The sequence below is a fragment of the Streptomyces spongiae genome (assembly GCF_009377185.1).
Classification (GTDB): domain Bacteria; phylum Actinomycetota; class Actinomycetes; order Streptomycetales; family Streptomycetaceae; genus Streptomyces; species Streptomyces spongiae.
Window position 1 is genome coordinate 1 of record NZ_VJZC01000934.1, and the last position, 2,409, is coordinate 2,409.

Here is a 2,409-nt window from a genome sequence, read left to right on the forward strand (position 1 = left end):
TCGGGGTCGTTGCGGGATTCCTGGAACCACGGGTGCTGGTCGCTGGTGTGGTTCATGACGAAGTCGATGATGACGCGCATGCCGCGTTGGTGGGCGGCGTCGACGAATTCGACGAAGTCGGCGAGGTCGCCGAATTCTGGGAGGACGGCGGTGTAGTCGGAGACGTCGTATCCGCCGTCGCGGAGGGGGGATTTGAAGAAGGGGGGCAGCCAGAGACAGTCGACGCCCAGCCATTGCAGATAGTCGAGTTTGGCGGTCAGCCCTTTGAGGTCGCCGATGCCGTCGCCGTTGCTGTCCTGGAAGGAGCGGACGAGGACCTCGTAGAAGACGGCGCGTTTGAACCAATCCGGGTCCCGGTCCTTGGCAGGCGTGTCCTCGAAGGTGTCCGGAACAGGCTCGTTGACGATCATTATGCGGGTGACCCTCCGATCTGCGGGGTGGACGGTCGCAGGACGGTCAGTACGTGTGCGGGTGCCCTGCCGGGCTCCAGACGTACGTAGTTGTTCCTGCCCCAGTGGTAGACCTCGCCGGTGAGCTCGTCGCGCACCGGCACGGACTCATGCCAGTCCAGGCCGAGTTGCGGCATGTCCAACGAGACCGTGGCCTCCTGGGTGTGGTGGGGGTCGAGGTTGGCGACCACCAGAACCGTGTTCGAACCCGCACGCTTCGAGTAGGCGATGACCGCCTCCTGGTCCGCGTGGTGGAAGTGCAGATCCCGCAGCTGCCGCAGCGCGGGGCTGCGGCGGCGGATCTCGTTCAGCTTGCCCAGCAGGGGCGCGATGGAGCGTCCCTCGCGTTCGGCGGTTTCCCAGTCGCGGGGCTTGAGTTGGTACTTCTCGGAGTCGAGGTATTCCTCGCTGCCGTCCTTCAGGGGGGTGTTCTCGCACAGTTCGTAGCCGCTGTAGACACCCCAGGTCGGGGACATCGTGGCGGCCAGGACCGCCCTGACCTCGAAGGCGGGGCGGCCGCCCTGCTGGAGGTAGGCGTGCAGGATGTCGGGGGTGTTGACGAAGAAGTTCGGCCGCATGTACGAGGCCGCCTCGCCCGACAGTTCCGTCAGGTACTCGGTGAGCTCCTGCTTGGCGTTGCGCCAGGTGAAGTAGGTGTAGGACTGCTGGAAGCCGATCTGCCCGAGGGTGTGCATCATCGCCGGACGGGTGAACGCCTCGGCCAGGAAGATCACGTCCGGGTCGGTGGCGTTGACGTCCGCGATCACCCGCTCCCAGAACACGACCGGCTTGGTGTGGGGGTTGTCGACGCGGAAGATCCGCACCCCGTGGGCCATCCAGTGCCGCAGCACCCGCACCGTCTCGGTGACCAGGCCGTCCATGTCGGCGTCGAAGGCGATGGGGTAGATGTCCTGGTACTTCTTCGGCGGGTTCTCCGCGTAGGCGATGGTGCCGTCGGAGCGGTGGTGGAACCACTCGGGGTACTTCTGAACCCAGGGGTGGTCCGGGGAGCACTGCAGGGCGAAGTCCAGGGCGATCTCCAGGCCCAGCGAGCGGGCCTCGGCCACGAAGTGGTCGAAGTCCTCCAGGGTGCCCAGGTCGGGGTGGATCGCGTCGTGGCCGCCCTCGGGAGAACCGATGGCCCAGGGCACGCCGACGTCGTCGGGTGTGGGGGAGAGGGTGTTGTTGCGGCCCTTGCGGAAGGTGCGGCCGATGGGGTGGATCGGGGGCAGGTAGACGACGTCGAAGCCCATACCGGCGATCGCGGTCAGCCTGCGGGCGGCGGTACGGAACGTGCCGTGCGGCTGCTCAGCGGTGCCCTCCGAGCGCGGGAAGAACTCGTACCAGGATCCGTACAGCGCCCGCTCCCGCTCCACCAGCAGCGTCAACTCCGCGGAAGCGGTGACCAGTTCCCGCAACGGATGACGCGCGAGCACCTCGTCGACCTCGGGCGTCAACGCGGCCGCGAGACGGGCGGCGGCCTGGCGGGTCTCGTCCCGCAGCGCGTCCACGGCCGCGAGGATCACGTCCTGTTGGCCCTCGCTCTTCGGCACTCCGGCCGCCGCCCGCTCGTACAGGCGCGCGCCCTCCTCCAGCACCAGGCCGGTGTCGAGGCCCGCCGGGATCTTGATCCGAGCGTGGTGCCGCCAGGTGGTGACCGGGTCCCCCCACGCCTGGACCTGGTACGTCCAGCGGCCCTCGCGCGGCAGGGACACGGTGGCGCCCCAGCGGTCGGTGCCGGGCGCCAGTTCGCGCAGGGGTGTCCAGGGGCCCGTACGGCCGTCGGGGTCCTTCAACAGGACATTGGCCGCAACAGCGTCGTGACCCTCCCGGAACACCGTCGCGGAGATCTCGAACTCCTCGCCCACGACCGCCTTGGCGGGGCGGCGTCCCTGATGGACGAGGGGACGGACGTCGAGGACCGGTATGCGTCCGATCGTGGGGGGCCCGGGTGCCGGGG

The 2,409-nt window shown here is 68.5% G+C and carries 2 protein-coding genes; both read right to left on the reverse strand.

The features are described 5' to 3' along the window. Nucleotides 1-410 (reverse strand): alpha-amylase family glycosyl hydrolase (locus tag FNH08_RS48845; protein ID WP_265579861.1); only part of this gene is annotated, 410 nt, incomplete at its 3' end. Continuing rightward, nucleotides 410-2,409 (reverse strand): alpha-1,4-glucan--maltose-1-phosphate maltosyltransferase (locus tag FNH08_RS48850; RefSeq protein ID WP_152778353.1); only part of this gene is annotated, 2,000 nt, incomplete at its 5' end. The genes FNH08_RS48845 and FNH08_RS48850, both read right to left, overlap by 1 nt.